The following is a 15,562-nucleotide window of genomic DNA, read 5'->3' on the forward strand; positions in this document are numbered from 1 at the left end:
CTGCGGTGTGCGGCCTACTTGGACTGATCTGTGCGACTGAGAGCGAAGCGACGGCTGCCCGCGGCGCCGTCCAAGGCGCGTTGCGGTGCCAGCGTCACCGTGGGCCGGACGAGACCGACACGTGGGCGGACGCCGAGGTCGTCTACGGGTTCAACCGGCTCGGGTTCATCGACCTGGAACGGTCGCACCAGCCACTGACCTGGGGACCGCCCGAGGCGCCGGCCCGCTACACGCTCAACTTCAACGGCGAGGTCTACAACTACCTCGAACTTCGCGCCGAGCTGACCGAACGCTTCGGCGCGAAGTTCAACACCGAAGGCGACGGCGAGGCGGTCGTCGCCGCGTACCACCACCTCGGGCCGGACGCGGTCAAGCGGCTGCGCGGCATGTTCGCGTTCATGATCTGGGACGCGCAGGAGAAGGTTGTGTTCGGCGCCCGCGACCCGTTCGGCATCAAACCGCTCTTCTACTCTGCCGGGCCGGGCGGGGTCGCGTTCGCCAGCGAGAAGAAGAGCCTCCTTGAGCTGTCCGGGACGCTCGGCGTCGCCGAGGAACTGGACAAGACCGCGCTGCAGCACTACCTCGTCCTGCAGTACGTGCCGGAGCCCGAGTCGCTGCACACCGGGATCCGCCGCGTCGAGTCCGGCACTTCCTTCCGCGTCGCCCCAGGCGGCCAGGTCGAGTTCACCCGGTACTTCCACCCTCAGTTCGCCGCGCGGCCGGTGTCGCCTTCGGCGCTGTACGACCAGATCGCCGACGTCATGCGCGACTCGGTGGCCAAGCACATGATCTCCGACCCGGACGTCACGGTCGGCGCGTTCCTGTCCGGCGGGATCGACTCCACCGCGACCGCGACGCTGGCCAAGGAGTTCAACCCGAACCTGATCGCGTTCACCAGCGGGTTCGAGCGCGAAGGTTACTCCGAAGTGGACGTCGCCGCGGAGACCGCCGAGGCGATCGGCGTGCGGCACGTGGTCCGGATGGTGTCCGCGGCCGAGATGATGGAGGCACTGCCGCTCATCGTCTGGTATCTCGACGACCCGGTCGCCGACCCAGCCCTGGTGCCGTTGTGGTTCATCGCGCGCGAGGCACGTAAGCACGTGAAAGCGGTCCTGTCCGGCGAGGGCGCGGACGAGCTGTTCGGCGGTTACACCATCTACAACGAGCCGATCTCGTTGGCGCCGTTCGAAAAGATCCCTGGCGGCGTCCGCAGGATGATCGGCAAGGTCTCCACGAAGATCCCGGAAGGCATCCGCGGCAAAGACCTCCTCCGCCGAGGCGCACTGTCCCTTGAGGACCGTTACTACGGAAACGCCCGCAACTTCCGCGACGAACAACTGCGCGCGGTGCTCCGAACCTACGACCCCACCATCGGCTTCAAGGAAATCACCGCACCCTGGTACGCCCAGTCACAAGGCTGGGACCCAGTAGCCCGGATGCAACACGTCGACCTGTACACCTGGCTACGCGGCGACATCCTCGTAAAAGCCGACAAAGTAACCATGGCCAACTCACTGGAACTGCGCGTGCCCTTCCTGGACACCGAAGTCTTCAACGTCGCCGCCAGCATCCCCCTGGACCAGAAACTCGCCGGCGGAACAACAAAGTACGCACTGCGCCGAGCACTAGCCAAGATCATCCCCCCACACGTACTGAACCGCCGCAAACTAGGCTTCCCCGTACCCATCCGAGTATGGCTGCGCAACGAGATGTACGACTGGGCCCAAAACATCATCACCGACTCGAAAACCGACTACCTCCTCGACAAGAACGCAATCCTGTCCCTCCTACGCGAACACAAAGCAGGCGCCCACGACCGCAGCCGCCAACTCTGGGCCCTGCTGGTGTTCATGTTGTGGCACGGAATCTTCGTCGAGCACAGCATCAAGCCGGCCGTCCCCGAACCGGTCTATCCCGTGAAGCTCTAGCCTCTGGCGGGGGCCCGAAGAGAATGTTCGCTCGCCGCTTGGGCAGGCCGCCAAGAGGGAGTCGCTGGCCGGGTTTTGCTGCTGTGGTTGGGTTGGATCCCACCTGGCCCGTTTGGAGCGCGCAGCATAGCAACCCAGAGCGAGAAAGCGCTTGCAGTGCAACACACTTCGCCCAGAGCGGTGTCTCCCTCCCGTATGGCCTGGGCGAAGCCAAACACATCTGTCAGGTGGGGTCCAAGCCCACGAAACCCAACCGGAGGTCCGCCTACGAATCCCAACAAAAGGCGAAAGCCCTACGGACCGGAAGACCAAGCTGGACCCCACCTGGCAGATGTGTTTCCCTTGGGCGGGCCATACGGGAGGGGGGCGCCGCCACCGTAGACAACCCAACCACAGCAGCAAAACCCGGCCAGAAGACTCCCTCTCGGCGGCCTGCCCGAGCGGCGAGCGAACATTCTTTCAGTCCTCAAGCAGCAAGCGACACCCCACCAACGCTCGCAACCTCACAGATTGTCCAATGTGGGCCGAGAGCCGAAAAGGAGAGTGGCCAAAGCGCGGAATACATCCGCGGGATCCCGATCACCGATCGTCCGGTCCAGGTTGCCGCCTTGGACGAGGTTGGCGAAGCCGTGGGCGGCGGACCAGGCCGCGAGTTGGGCCAGGCTGGCGTCCGGGCCGCGGAACGATTCGGGCATGGCCTGGACGGTTCCGCGCAGCATCTTGCCGGTGCGTTCGCGGGCCGCGATCAGTTCTGGGGCCTTGCGGTGGTAGAGGTCGGGGCGGTACATCACTTCGAAGTGGGCGGGGTGTTCCAGGGCGAAGCGGACGTACCGGACGCCCAGGTCGATCATGCTGGCGCGGTCCTCGGCCAGCGCTTCGGCCAGTGAGTCCGCCAGCATCTCGTTGCCTTCCACGGCGATGGCGGTGAGCAGGCCGGCTTTGTCCTTGAAATGATGGGCGGGGGCGGCGTGCGAGACGCCGGCGCGGCGGGCGAGGTCGCGGAGGCTGATCGCGCCCGGCCCGGATGCCTCGATCACCTCGAGGGCGGCGTCCAGGACGGCGCGGCGGAGGTCGCCGTGGTGGTAGGCCATGCCAGCACCATACCGTGAATCTAGTCATTGACAAGATTTGGATACCGAGGTTGAATCTAGTCACCGACAAGATTCAGGTGGAGGCAGTGATGGAACGACAGATGTGGCAGTTGCTGGAGCCGGTGCACGCGATCGTCTACTACGCCCCGGAGGTGTTCGAGGAGTTCGCCAGGCTCGGGTACCAGACCGACACCCGCTGGCCCACGTACTTCGCGCTGCGGTCGGCGCCGTTGGGCACGCCGACGAAGGAGCTGGTCGCGGCCACGTTCCACAGCTTCAACCCGAAGATGGTCGCCGAGCACATCCCGACCGTTGCCGACCAGGCCGCGATCCTGCGGGCCCGGCTGACCGGTGTCGACCGGGCGTTACGCCGGATCCTCGGCGACCTGGTGGACAGCCCCGAGTTGGCCGAGGCCGCGGACCTGGCCAAGACGGTCGCGCTGGCGGCCAACACCGCTGGGAGGCCGCTCGCCGCCGCCAACGCGGCCCTGCCGTGGCCGCGGGAGCCGCACCTGGTGCTGTGGCACGCCGCCACGGTCATCAGGGAACACCGCGGTGACGGCCACATCGCCGCCCTGCTGACCGCGGGCTTGGACCCGTGTGAGGCGCTGGTGTCGTTCGCCGCGATCGGGGCCGCGCCGGTGGAGGTCTTCGCCAGCCGCCAGTGGAGCGACGAGGAATGGGCCGCCACCCAGGCCCGCCTGGTCGAGCGAGGCTGGGTGAACGCGGACGGCACCGCCACACCACAGGGCAAGGCGGGGCGGGACGAGGTCGAGCGGGTCACCGACCGGCTCGCCGCGGCGCCGTGGCAGGCGATCGGCCCGGCCATGGGTCGGCTGGCCCAGTTGGTGATGCCCGTGATGATGAAGATCGTCGAGTCCGGCCTGCTGCCGTCGAAGAGCACGCTCGGCATCGCGCGATGAGTTTTCCGGCCCGGCCAGGTCGGTACGGGCATGAGCAAGGTTCTGTATCACGTCACGATGTCCCTGGACGGTTTCATCGCCGGCCCGAACGACGACATGTCCTGGCTCGCCGGGAACGCCGGGCCGAACGAGACGGTTGACGAGGTCCTGCCGCAGATCGGCGCGCTGCTGATCGGCCACCGCACGTACTTCCCGGCCACCGCACGTACTTCCCGGCCACCGGCGCCGAGGGCAAGCCGTACGGTGGCGTGTGGACCGGGCCGATGTACGTCCACACCACCGAAACAGGGCTCGCTGACGGCTTCACCCCGGTGTCCGACCTCAAAGCCGCGGTGGTGGCCGCGTCGGCGGCCGCCGGCGACAAGTACGTCGTGATTCTCGGCGCCGCCACGGCCCGCAAGTGCCTGGAAGCCGGACTGCTCGACGAAATCCTGGTGCACATCGCGCCCGTCCTGATCGGCGACGGCACCAGGTTGTTCGACCACCCCGGCGGCACGAACGTCCACCTGGAACGGATCAAGTACACGGTGACCCCGACAGTGACGAACATGTGGTTGCGTGTCCGGTGATCTGCTGCCGCAATCGTCCTCGGTAGGCTGGGCCACATGACAATCCGTCGCGTGGTACCGAACGTGAGCACTGAGGACATCGAGGCGAGCGCGGACTTCTACCGCGGCCTGGGCTTCGACGAGGCGATGAACATCGGCTGGGTGGCGACGATGGCGTCACCCAGCAACCCGACCGCGCAGGTCGGTCTGATCGGGCCGGACCCGTCCGGACTGCACCCGGCCATCTCGGTCGAAGTGGACGATGTGGACTCCGTCCACGAGGACCTGGTGGCAGCCGGTCGGGAAATCGTTTACTCACTGCGCGACGAGCCGTGGGGTGTGCGCCGGTTCTTCGTGCGCGATCCGAACGGGACGATCGTGAACGTCCTCACCCACCGGGCTTGACGCGTAGGATATCTCCTATCTATTCTCGATCGAGTGACTGACGAGGTCTTCGCCGCGCTTGCCAGCCCGGTCCGCCGGGATGTGCTGCGGATCCTGCTGGACGGGCCCAGGCCGGTGCAGGAGTTGGCGGACCACTTCGACATGCGCCGGCCCAGCCTGTCGGAGCATCTCAAGGTGCTCAAGGACGCCGGTCTGGTCAGCGAGCGCAAAGAAGGCCGGTTCCGGTACTACTCACTGGAACCCGAACCGTTGCGGCAGGTGTCGGACTGGCTGACACCGTACGAACGGTTCTGGCGGGCGAAGCTCGCCAAGCTGCGTGACCTGCTCGACGAGGACGACCTGTGACCGAGGCGATCGAGGTCGACCAGTTCCTCGGCCACCCGCCCGCCAAGGTGTGGCGGGCGCTGACCGAACCCGACCTGCTGGCCAGGTGGCTGATGCCGAACGACATCAAACCCGTTGTCGGGCACCGGTTCCATCTGCACGCCGAGCCGGTGCCGGCGGTGAACTTCGCCGGCGGGCCGGTGGCGTGCGAGGTGCTGGAGATCGAACCCGAGCGGCTGATCAAGTTCGCCTGGGGCGACCACTGGACCATCACGTGGCGGCTGGCGCCCGAAGGCCGGGGCACCCGGCTGATACTCACCCACGACGGGTTCGGGCCGGACGAGGAGCTGGTGCGCCGGATCATGAACGGCGGCTGGCGGTCCCGGGTGTTGCGGAAGCTGATCAACTTCCTCGAACGGAGTAACGCCGGCTAGGCGAATTCATCCCATCGGATCCGACATCCGCCCGGCTGGCTGTACCGCCAAGCGGTCGAGAGTGACACCGTCTGCACGGCGGTGCCACTGACGACTCGCGAGGGGAACATGCAGGCATTCACGTTGCCCGAGTTCTACATGCCGTATCCGGCCCGGCTCAATCCCCACCTGGAGCGGACCCGCGCGCACAGCATGGCGTGGGCCAAGGACATGGGAATGCTCGACACGCCCAAGCCGGACGGCGGGGTGGTGTGGACGCCAGCTCAGCTCGCGAGGATGGACTACGCGCTGTTGTGCGCGTACACGCACCCGGACTGCGACGGGCCGATGCTCGACGCGATCACCGACTGGTACGTCTGGGTCTTCTTCTTCGACGACCACTTCCTCGACCACTTCAAGCACACCCGGGACCTGAAGGGCGGCAAGGAGTATCTCGACCACCTCGAGCTGTTCATGAGCGACGACCCGCCCGAGCCGACCAACCCGGCCGAGCTGGGTCTGACGGACCTGTGGGCCCGCACGATCCCGTCGATGTCCGCGGGCTGGCGGCGGCGGTTCGTCACCAGCACCCACAACCTGATGATCGAGTCGATGTGGGAGCTGACCAACATCACCCTCGGCCGGATCGCCAACCCGATCGAGTACGTCCAGATGCGCCGCCGGGTCGGCGGGGCGCCGTGGTCGGCGAACCTGGTGGAGTTCGCGGCGAACGCGGAGATCCCGGACCGGGTGGCGCACACGCGTCCGCTGAAGGTCCTGGCGGACACGTTCTCCGACGCCGTGCACCTGCGCAACGACCTGTTCTCGTACCAACGGGAGGTGCGCGAGGAGGGCGAGAACGCCAACGCGGTGCTGGTGTTCGAGAAGTTCTTCGGCATCGGCACGCAGGAAGCCGCGGAGATGGTCAACGACCTGTTGACATCCCGCGTGCAGCAGTTCGAGAACACCGCGTTGACCGAAGTCCCCGCCGTGGTCGTCGAGCACCAGTTGCAACCGGACGAACAGGCGCGGGTTGCCGCGTACGCCAAGGGTTTGCAGGACTGGCAGGCCGGCGGGCACGAGTGGCACGCGCGCTCCAGCCGGTACATGAACGAAGGTGTCGTCCCGGGCACCGCCGACTCGTTCAGCGGGCCGACCGGGCTGGGCACCGCGAGTCTCGTGGAACGGTTCGGCCTGCGTCGCCGGGCCGCGCAGCACTCGCATACGCGGTACAAACCGGTGGGGCACTTGCCGTTGCCCGAGCTGTACATGCCGTTCCCGGTGCACACCAGCCCGCACCTGGCGGAGGCCACGGAGTATGTGGTCGGCTGGGCCAGGGAGATGGGGTTCTGCGACTCCGTGCCCGGCATGGAAGGCGGCGGTCTCTGGGACGAACGCCGGTTGCGCGGCTTCGAGTTCGCGTACTGCGCGGCAAAGATCCACGCGGACGCCGACGCCGATCAACTCAAGCTGAGTTCGGCGTGGCTCACCTGGGGCACCTACGCGGACGACTACTTTCCGGCGGTCTACGGCAGGAACCTGGCCGCCGCGAAGATCGCCAACGACCGGCTTGTTCTCTTCATGCCCCTGGACCTCGGGGAGACGCCTGAGCCGGCGAACGCGGTCGAACGCGGCCTGGCCGACGTGTGGCGCCGGACCGTGGAGTCGATGAGCGAGACCGGGCGGGCCGAGTTCCGGGCGACGGTCACGGACATGACCGGCTCGTGGTTGTGGGAGCTGGCGAATATTGCCCAGAACCGCGTTCCCGACCCGATCGACTACGTGGAGATGCGCCGGAAGTCCTTCGGCTCGGAGATGACCGCCGCCCTGGCCCGGTTGACGCGGTGGGCAGCCATGCCCCAGGAGATCCTCCAGCATCGAGTGGTCCGCGAGCTGGAGACGGCCGCGCACGACTACGCGTGCTTCACCAACGACCTGTTCTCGTACCAGAAGGAGATCGAGTTCGACGGCGACGTCCACAACATCGTCCTGGTCATCGAGAAGTTCCTGAACGTGGACCGCTGGCAGGCCCGGGACGTCACCGCCGACCTGATGAAGGCCAGGATGCGCCAGTACGAACACATCCTCGCCAACGACCTGCCCGTCCTGTTCGACGAGTTCGACCTGGACGACGCCGCCCGGGACGCGCTGACCTGGTACGCCCACAACTTCAAGGACTGGATGTCCGGCATCCTGGCGTGGCACCGCCGCACCAACCGGTACGCCGAGGCCGAGCTGCGGCGCAGCCGGTTCCCGACGGCTTCGCTGCTGCCGACCGGCCTCGGCACCTCGGCGGCCTGGCTGCCGCTGGCCAGTCGTTGACCGTCGCCTAACGCTGGTGCCCGGGCGGGATCTGCTGCAGCGACCAGGTGTTGCCGTCCGGGTCGCTGAACCGCACGAACCTGCCCCACGGCTGCTCGTCGACATCGCTGACGTCCACGCCGCGCCCGAGAAGCTCCTTGTGCGCGGCGTCGGCGTCGGCGATCACCATCTGCAGACCCTGGACGGAACCCGGTTCGCTGTCGGTCAGGCCGGTGCCGAGTGCGATCGAGCACGCCGAGCCGGGCGGGGTGAGCTGGACGAACCGGATCTCCTCGCTGACCGCCACGTCCACGTCGTCGTTGAACCCGACCTTGTCGACGTAGAACGCCTTCGCGCGGTCCACGTCCGACACCGGCACGTACACGAGCTCGAGCTTCATCTCCATGACTGGCCTTCTCTCTTTCGCGGTTGAGGCAAACTCTATGAGCTATTCCGGCCAGGTTCCGTCCTCAATCAGAAACTCGCTCCACTGACCGATCATCGTGGCCATCTGCTGTAGCACGTCGACGAAGTTCGCGCGCTGCTCCGGGCTGAGCGCCGCGAAGTGCGCGCGTTGCCCGGCCCGTAACGCGTTGCGCTGGCGTTCGACCAGGTCACGGCCTTGGTCGGTGAGGTCGACGAGCACTTTGCGTTCGTCCTGGGTGGACCGCTGCCGGACGACGACCCCGTTCTGTTCGAGCTGTTTGAGCATCCGGGTGGCGCTCGGGCCGGACACGCCCGCGTGCCCGGCGATCTGGCCGACCAGCATCGGCCCGTGGGTCGCGACCGCGTCCAGCAGGCCGAGCTGGGACAACGACAGGTTCGACTCGGTCCGGGCGAGCCGGCCGCGGTTGCGGCGCATCGCCGTGAACAGGTCGTGCGTCGCGGCGACGAACGCCTCGAACTCCTGCTCGTCGAAATCGGTCACCGGTCGAGTGTACGGAATATCTAACTAGCTATCTAATGTTGTGTTAGCTACTTGGCCGGAGAGGAGCTTGACATGCGTATCGACGTGCACGCCCACTTGTGGAGCGAGGTGTACCTGGACCTGCTGGAGCGGTTCGGCAACACGACCACCGCCGTGCACCGCGGCCTCGGCGCCGGTCCGGAGGGGCTGGACGCCCGGTTCGCGTTGATGGACCGGGCGGGCATCGACCTGCAGGTGCTTTCGACGGCTCCAGCGTCGCCGCACTTCGACAACGAGGCGCACGCGGTCGAAGCCGCACAGCGAGTCAACGACGAGTACGCCGAGACCGTACGACGTCATCCCGACAGGTTCCGAGCGTTCGTGTCGTTGCCGTTGCCGCATACCGATGCCGCGCTCGTGGAGCTTGGCCGTGGCCTGGACGACCTGGGCATGCTCGGCGCGGCGATCACCACGTCGGTGCTCGGACGTCCCGTGGACGCGCCGGAGTTCCTGCCGGTCTATGCCGAGCTCGACCGCCGTGGCGCCGCTCTGTTCGTCCACCCGGCCGGCGTCGGCGCCGCGTCGCCGCTGATCGACTCGACCATGACCTGGTCGGCGGGTGCGCCGATCGAGGACACCGTGGCGATCACGCGCCTGATCCTGGCCGGAATCCCGAGCAGGTTCCCGAACATGAAGATCATCGGCGGCCATCTCGGCGGCGCGCTGCCCATGCTGCTCACGCGGATGGACCGGCAGTACACCTGGGAAGCGCCGAACACCCCGGAACGGCCGAGCCTGGCCGCCCGCCGGCTGTGGTTCGACACCGTCGCCCACGCCCACACGCCCGCCCTGCGTGCCGCGGCCGACTCCTTCGGCGCGGACCGGCTCGTCCTGGGCACCGACTTCCCTTACCAGACAGGCGAAGCGTTCCAGGAGGCGGTGACGTACGTGCGGCAGGCCGGCCTTACGGACAAAGACGTCACCGCCGTCCTGGACGGCACCGCCGCGGACGTACTGGGGTTGTCCGGACCTATTGACCCGGCGTGATCTATTAGTAAGGTTTCTTATCTATTCTCCTCGCCGGCTGGACGGAGCGTTGTGATGTCACCGTCGCGTAGATACCTGGCTTTCTTCACCGCGGTGGTCACTGGAGCCGCGCTGCTGGCCGGTTCGGCCGGCGCCGCCGAGGAGGACTTCGGCGGCGGCCGGTCGGGTGACCTGGTGCACGGGTGGCGCATCCAGTCGTCTGCCGTGGCCACCGACTCCGGAGCGGTGGTCTCCCAGCCCGGGTATCCGACCGCCGGCTGGCTCCCGATCTCGCAACCGGAGACGCTGATGGCCGGGCTGCTGGAGAACGGCCGTTTCCCGGACATCTTCCAGTCGAACAACCTGTCGAAGGTGCCGGCCGACCAGTTCAAGGTCAACTGGTGGTACCGGGACGACCTGTGGCTGCGGCCGCGCCCCGGCCAGCACCAGTTCCTGGTGATGAACGGGGTGCTGGGCCGGGCCAACCTGTGGGTCAACGGCACCAAGGTCGCCGACCAGGCCCAGTTGCAGGGCGCGTACTCCCGGCTGGAGTACGACATCACGCCACTGCTGAAGGACGGGTCGAACGCGATCGCGCTCGACGTGTTCCGCAACGACACCACGGAGAAGTCCGGGCAGCTCTCCGTGGACATGGTCGACTGGAACCCGAAGGCGCCGGACAACTGGACCGGCCTGCAGTTCGCCCCGCAGCTGCGGCAGGACGGGGCCGTCTCGGTCCGCAACGCGCATGTGCTGCAGAACAACGCTTCCGACCTGAGCAGCTCCGAACTGACGGTCAAGGCCGATGTCCGCAACAACACCGGCACCCCGCAGACCGTGGACGTCAACGGCACAATCACGCGGCAAGGCACCTTCATCGACGTCCATCAGCGCGTCACCGTGCCGGCCAACGCGACGAAGACCGTGTCGCTCGCACCGACGAAACTGCGGCACCCCGCGGTCTGGTGGCCGTACCAGATGGGTGACCAGCCCATGTACCACCTGGACGTGCGCGCGGCCGGTGACCAGCAGTCGGAGGACTTCGCGATCCGCACCGTGACGTCCACGCTGACACCCGTCACGCCTGGCCAGACGCACGGCCAGAGCGGATACCGGCAGTACTCGATCAACGGCGTCCCGTTCGTGGTCCGCGGCGGCGGCTGGTCGCAGGACATGTTCCTGCGGTACTCCGCGCAGAACATCCACGACCAGCTCAGCTACATCAAGAACATGGGCCTCAACAGCATCCGGTTCGAGGGCAACCTGCCGCCGGACGACATGTTCCGGCAGATGGACCGGATGGGCGTGCTGGCCATGCCCGGCTGGCAGTGCTGCAACAAGTGGGAGCAGCCGTCGTCGCGGTGGAGCGACGACATCAAGGCCAGCGCCGCGAACCAGGCGCGGAACGTCGCCCAGTGGCTGCGTGACCACCCGAGCGTGTTCACGTTCTACCAGGGCAGCGACAACGAGCCCGACCCGGCCAAGGAAGCCATCTTCCTGGCCGAGTTCAAGGCCGCCAACTGGTCGACCCCGCAGGTGTCGTCCGCCGAGTACAAGTCGTCCGCGCAGCTCGGCCCGTCCGGCGCGAAGGAAGGCCCGTACAACTACGCCCCGCCGAACTACTGGTGGAACAACGGCCCGGTGATGAACGAGGGCGGCGACTTCACCAACGCGGGCGGCGCGTTCGGCTACGACACCGAATCCAGCCCTGGCAACACCATCCCGACCGTCGACTCGCTGAACCGGTTCCTCACCCCGGCCGACCAGAACCAGATCTGGGACGTCACCTCAACCAACGGCAAGGGCACCGGGCCGAACATCTTCCACACCAGCGGGTACAACGACTACACCGCGATCGCCCGGCTGGGCCGGTACAACACTCCACTGTGGAACCGGTACGGCCACTGGACGGACATGGCGTCCTACCAACGGATCGCGCAGGCCGGCGGCTACGAGGTCACCCGGGCGCAGTTCGAGGCGTACCTCGGGCACGCCAAGGACCCGGTCAACCCGAGCACCGGGCTCATCTACTGGCAGATGAACAAGGCGTGGCCGTCGCTGCAGTGGGAGCTGTACGGATACGACCTCGACCAGCCAGGCGTGTTCTTCGGCGCCAAGCAGGCGAACGAACCCGTGCACATCATGTACGCGTACGACGACGGTTCGATCAAGGTGACGAACCTGACCAACCAGCGCCAGTCCGATCTGCGAGCCTCGGTGCAGTTCGTCGACGTCAACGGGACCGTCCGCGGCAGCCAGCAGGTCGCCGTGCCCACGCTGTCCACTCAGGACGTACAGACCGTGCTGCGGCCGGCCGTGCCGGCGGGCATCTCGTCAACGTACTTCCTGAAACTCACCCTCAGCCAGGGCGGTCACGAGGTCAGCCGGAACGTCTACTGGCTGTCCACCAAGGCCGACCAGGTCGACTACGCCAGGACGATCGGCGAGGGCAGCGGCGCGGAGTTCGTGCCAGGTGGCTACGCGGACCTGACCGGCCTGCAGAGCCTGGCCCCGGCCCGGATCCAGACCGCCGCGCACACCCAGCGCGACGGCGACGACCTGGTCACCACGGTCACCGTCCGCAACGTCTCCGACCGGCCGACGGTCGGCTTCATGCTCCGCGCGGACGTGCGCCGGGGCGCGAACGGCCGCCCACTGCCCGGTGACAACCAGGTGCTGCCGATCCTGTGGAGCCAGAACGACCTCACCCTGTGGCCAGGCGAAAGCCAGACGATCACGGCTCGCTACCACGGATCCGCGCTGAAGGGAGCACGGCCGGTGGTGACGCTGTCCGGCTGGAACGTGGGCCAGCAGGCACTGTCGGGGGACTGATACCTTGCGGCTGTGGTCCTTGATCTCATCCGCGCCCGCGACGCCCGCGCGCAGATCTGTGTGATGCGCGAGGGACAGGTGGTGCTCGACTCGTCGGTCGGATGTGGGCCGGACACCCCGTTCCTGATCTTCTCGGCGGGCAAACCGTTCGTCGCGATGCTGGTGCACCTGCTCGCCGAGCGCGGGCAGGTGTCCCTGGCCGACCCGGTTGCCCGGCACTGGCCGGAGTTCGGCCGGCGCGGCAAGGAAACGATCACGATCCGTCAGGTGCTGCAACACCGTTCGGGTCTGCATGTGGCGCGCGGCCTGGCCCAGGACGCCCTGATGGCCCCCAGCTGGCGGATGTCCGTGCGGGCACTGGAAACCGCGCGACCGTCCACAAAGGTCCCCGCGTACCACGTGATCAGCTACGGCTTCATCCTCGGCGAACTCGTCCAGCGGGTCACCGGGAAACCACTGCGGGACGTGCTGCGCGCCGAGCTCCTCGAACCCCTGAACCTGACGAACACCCACCTCGGCACCCCCAAAGCGTTGTGGCCACAGCACATCCCGATCCGCGCCGACATCGTCCGCCGAATGGTGTTCAACACCCGCCTGTTCCGCCAGGCCGTCATCCCCGCGGCCACCATCTCCACCACAGCCCGCGACCTGGCCCGCTTCTACCAGATGCTCGTGGCCGGCGGCGAACTCGACGGCGTTCGCGTCCTAGCACCGGCCACCATCGCCCAAGCCCGCCATCCGTCCAGCGACGGTGAGACCGACAACCTCCTCCGCGTGCCGATCCGCTGGTCCCAAGGATTCCAGCTCGGCGACCCGGCATCGGCGAATCCCCGCCCGATGGGCCGCGCCAGCAGCCCGAACACCTTCGGCCACAACGGGTCCAACTGCTGCCTCGGCTGGGCGGACCCGGACCGCGGCCTGGCCTTCGCGTACCTCACCAACAAGCGGGACGGCGGCTTCGAAGGCTCCCCGCACCAGACCGAGGTGAGCGACGCGGTCCTGGCCACCTACGGCTGACTACTTGCCGCGCGGGTCAGTTCGGTGTGCAGGGTTCGGGCGGCGTGGGTGAGGTAGGCGTGTCTGCGCACGGTGATGGTCACTTCTGAGGTCAGGTGGCTGGCTGGGATGGTGGCGATGGCGCCGGTGGCCAGTTCTTCGGCGATGCTGCTCAACGGCATCAGCGCGATGCCGAAACCGGCTTCGACGAGGCGTTTCTGGGCGGTCAGGCTATCCACGGCCCGCAGTGCGGTCCGAGGGATTCGGGCGGCCGCGAGATGGCCGCCGATGTAGTGGGCGGAGGCTTCGGATCTGGGTGGGCGGTCGGGGAACGCCAGCCATCGTTCGTCGCGCAGGTCGTCGAGGGTGATGCCGTGAGTGTCGGCGCGGGGGTGGTCTGGGGCGCAGGCCACCACGAGCTGTTCGTGGAACAGCACTTCGCTGGCGAGTGTGGGATCGGTGGCGTGGGCGTAGCCGATTCCGAATGTCGCGTCGCCTCGGCGGACGAGTTCGAGGACTTCGAGGCTGTTGGCGGTTTCCAGCAGCAGGTCGACTGCTGGGTGCGCGCTCGCGAAGTCGCGTAGGGCTGCGGTCAGCCAACTGCCGGCGAGGGTGCCGACGATGGCGACTCGGAGCGGACCGCGGTCCTCGGCGTGCAGGCCGCGTACGGCGCGTCGGCCGTCCTCGATCGCGGCCAGCGCGGCCTCCGCGAAAGGGAGGAAGGCGTGTCCGGCCGCGCTCAGGCGCATCCCGTCCGTGGTGCGGTCGAACAGGGACGCGCCGACGTCCGTCTCAAGCTGCGCGAGGCGTCGGCTGACCGCGGGTTGGGTTCGATGCACTGCGGCGGTGGCGCCGGTGATCGTGCCGCTCTGCTTGATCGCGACGAACGTACGCAGCTGCTCCTCGTCCATATGCAACTCCTGTATGAGGAGCATCAATCCTATGCATTGGACACATGGACAGGCGAGTTATTAGGTTCGCCTGGTGACCACACAGCAGGACAAAGCCGACCAGTTCGCCGCACTGCACGCGCGGGAGCGCGCGTTCATCATCCCGAACCCGTGGGACGCCGGGACCGCCCGGCTGCTGGCCCACGTGGGTTTCGAGGCCATCGCCACCACTGGCGCCGGTCTGGCGTTCTCGCTCGGCCGGCCGGACGGCGCGAGCACCCGGGACGAGATGCTGGCGTACGTCGGGTCGATCGCCGCCGCCACGGACCTGCCCGTGAGCGCCGACTTGGAGGACGGCTTCGGGGACGACCCGGACGCCGTGGCAGAGTTCATCCTCGCCGCGGCGGAGACCGGCATCGTGGGTGGCTCGATCGAGGACCGGAGCTACGGCCGAGGTGACCGGCCGGCCGGCGAGCGGTACGAAAAGGAGTTCGCGGCCGAGCGGATCCGGGTGGCCGCTGAGGCGGCGCGTGCCCTGCCCTTCCGGTTCACCCTCACCGCTCGTTGCGAGAACTTCCTGATCGGCAAGCCCGACCTGGCCGACACGATCGGCCGGCTGCGGGCCTACCAGGAAGCCGGCGCCGACTGCCTCTACGCCCCGGGACTGACGACCAAGGAGCAGATCCGCGAAGTCGTCGCCGCGGTCGACCGGCCGGTGAACGTGGTCATGGGTCTGGTCGGCGAACCCATCCCGCTGAAGGAGCTGGAAGAGCTCGGTGTGCGGCGGGTGAGTGTGGGCAGCGCGCTGTCCCGCGCGGCACTGGGCAGTTTCGTCGCCGCCGCGACCGAGATGCGCGACCACGGCACCTTCGGCTTCGCCGCCGACGCCATCCCGCACGCCGAGCTGGGGAAGATCTTCGCGCGGTAACCTCTGGATCGTTCAACCCTTGCCTGCCGGACGACCGTGCCGATACAGTG

14 protein-coding genes and 1 pseudogene are annotated in these 15,562 nt (G+C 67.5%); 11 read left to right on the plus strand and 4 right to left on the minus strand.

The genetic code is table 11. The annotated features are described in order from the left end of the window. Positions 1 to 5: 5 nt before the first annotated feature. Entirely contained in the window at positions 6 to 1,928 is a 1,923-nt protein-coding gene (asnB, locus tag EV192_RS40945) for an asparagine synthase (glutamine-hydrolyzing) (RefSeq protein ID WP_132124113.1), read from the plus strand. Between the two features lie 503 nt (positions 1,929 to 2,431). Here the strand turns inward: asnB and EV192_RS40950 are convergent. Next, positions 2,432 to 3,019 (minus strand): TetR/AcrR family transcriptional regulator, encoded by a 588-nt coding sequence (locus EV192_RS40950; protein WP_132124114.1) that lies wholly within the window; start codon positions 3,017 to 3,019, stop codon positions 2,432 to 2,434. Between the two features lie 89 nt (positions 3,020 to 3,108). On the opposite strand from EV192_RS40950, the gene EV192_RS40955 reads away from it, so the two are divergent. The 6 genes and pseudogenes from EV192_RS40955 (at position 3,109) to EV192_RS40980 (ending at position 7,954) form a co-directional block, all read left to right on the plus strand. Beyond that, positions 3,109 to 3,942 (plus strand): SCO6745 family protein, encoded by an 834-nt coding sequence (locus EV192_RS40955; RefSeq protein ID WP_132124115.1) that lies wholly within the window; start codon positions 3,109 to 3,111, stop codon positions 3,940 to 3,942. Positions 3,943 to 4,038: 96 nt separating this feature from the next. Continuing rightward, a pseudogene (locus EV192_RS40960) lies at positions 4,039 to 4,511 on the plus strand (dihydrofolate reductase family protein). Positions 4,512 to 4,547: 36 nt separating this feature from the next. Beyond that, on the plus strand, positions 4,548 to 4,895 hold the full coding sequence (locus EV192_RS40965) for a VOC family protein (protein WP_132124116.1): 348 nt from the start codon (positions 4,548 to 4,550) through the stop codon (positions 4,893 to 4,895). A 33-nt stretch (positions 4,896 to 4,928) separates the two neighbouring features. Then, the gene (locus tag EV192_RS40970) at positions 4,929 to 5,240 is read left to right on the plus strand and encodes an ArsR/SmtB family transcription factor (RefSeq protein ID WP_207926594.1); all 312 of its coding nucleotides are present in this window, start codon (positions 4,929 to 4,931) and stop codon (positions 5,238 to 5,240) included. Continuing rightward, positions 5,237 to 5,653: an SRPBCC family protein gene (locus EV192_RS40975; protein WP_243727387.1), complete on the plus strand. Its 417-nt coding sequence runs from the start codon at positions 5,237 to 5,239 to the stop codon at positions 5,651 to 5,653. Before EV192_RS40970 ends, EV192_RS40975 begins: the two co-directional genes overlap by 4 nt. Positions 5,654 to 5,761: 108 nt before the next feature. After that, positions 5,762 to 7,954: a terpene synthase family protein gene (locus tag EV192_RS40980; protein ID WP_132124118.1), complete on the plus strand. Its 2,193-nt coding sequence runs from the start codon at positions 5,762 to 5,764 to the stop codon at positions 7,952 to 7,954. Positions 7,955 to 7,961: 7 nt separating this feature from the next. Here the strand turns inward: EV192_RS40980 and EV192_RS40985 are convergent, their stop codons facing one another. After that, entirely contained in the window at positions 7,962 to 8,339 is a 378-nt protein-coding gene (locus EV192_RS40985) for a glyoxalase superfamily protein (RefSeq protein WP_132124119.1), read from the minus strand. A gap of 42 nt (positions 8,340 to 8,381) precedes the next feature. Further along, on the minus strand, positions 8,382 to 8,861 hold the full coding sequence (locus EV192_RS40990) for a MarR family winged helix-turn-helix transcriptional regulator (RefSeq protein WP_132124120.1): 480 nt from the start codon (positions 8,859 to 8,861) through the stop codon (positions 8,382 to 8,384). Between the two features lie 72 nt (positions 8,862 to 8,933). On the opposite strand from EV192_RS40990, the gene EV192_RS40995 reads away from it, so the two are divergent. Genes EV192_RS40995 through EV192_RS41005 form a run of 3 tightly spaced genes read left to right on the plus strand, consistent with a single transcriptional unit; the run spans position 8,934 to position 13,715 of the window. Then, a complete protein-coding gene (locus EV192_RS40995) occupies positions 8,934 to 9,887 on the plus strand; it encodes an amidohydrolase family protein (protein ID WP_132124121.1) in 954 nt (317 codons plus the stop codon). Between the two features lie 54 nt (positions 9,888 to 9,941). Next, entirely contained in the window at positions 9,942 to 12,698 is a 2,757-nt protein-coding gene (locus tag EV192_RS41000; RefSeq protein WP_132124122.1) for a glycosyl hydrolase 2 galactose-binding domain-containing protein, read from the plus strand. Between the two features lie 12 nt (positions 12,699 to 12,710). After that, on the plus strand, positions 12,711 to 13,715 hold the full coding sequence (locus EV192_RS41005) for a serine hydrolase domain-containing protein (protein WP_132124123.1): 1,005 nt from the start codon (positions 12,711 to 12,713) through the stop codon (positions 13,713 to 13,715). On the opposite strand, the gene EV192_RS41010 is transcribed toward EV192_RS41005, so the two are convergent. After that, positions 13,706 to 14,605: a LysR family transcriptional regulator gene (locus EV192_RS41010; protein WP_165960891.1), complete on the minus strand. Its 900-nt coding sequence runs from the start codon at positions 14,603 to 14,605 to the stop codon at positions 13,706 to 13,708. The two genes, EV192_RS41005 and EV192_RS41010, sit on opposite strands and share 10 nt — an antisense overlap. Before the next feature lie 73 nt (positions 14,606 to 14,678). Here EV192_RS41010 and EV192_RS41015 point away from each other — a divergent pair, with 73 nt between their 5' ends. After that, positions 14,679 to 15,512 carry an isocitrate lyase/PEP mutase family protein gene (locus EV192_RS41015; protein WP_132124125.1) on the plus strand — a complete coding sequence of 278 codons (834 nt, stop codon included), beginning with the start codon at positions 14,679 to 14,681 and terminating at the stop codon, positions 15,510 to 15,512. The last annotated feature ends 50 nt before the right edge of the window (positions 15,513 to 15,562 follow it).

It is taken from the genome of Actinocrispum wychmicini, from assembly GCF_004345645.1.
GTDB classification, from domain to species: domain Bacteria; phylum Actinomycetota; class Actinomycetes; order Mycobacteriales; family Pseudonocardiaceae; genus Kibdelosporangium; species Kibdelosporangium wychmicini.